General features: G+C 40.4%; 1 protein-coding gene. It reads right to left on the minus strand.

All coding sequences use genetic code 11. From position 1 onward, the window contains the following. Window positions 1–255 (minus strand): IS200/IS605 family transposase (gene tnpA, locus LKX83_RS32670; protein ID WP_227887438.1); only part of this gene is annotated, 255 nt, incomplete at both ends.

The following is a 255-nucleotide window of genomic DNA, read 5'->3' on the forward strand; positions in this document are numbered from 1 at the left end:
GTTCTTTCATCGTTAGTTGTTCATAATTTTTGTCCTCGACCATCTGGTTACGGATGTACTCTTCAATTACTTTTTTATTTCGACCTACTGTGTCCACGAAGTATCCTCTACACCAAAATTGCCGGCTTCCGTATCGATATTTCATGTTGGCAAACTTATCAAATATCATCAGCGAACTTTTCCCTTTCAGATAACCCATGAATTCCGACACGCTCAATTTTGGCGGAATGCTCACCAACATATGGATGTGATCGG

This window comes from Cohnella baijiui, from assembly GCF_020731285.1.
GTDB lineage: Bacteria > Bacillota > Bacilli > Paenibacillales > Paenibacillaceae > Cohnella.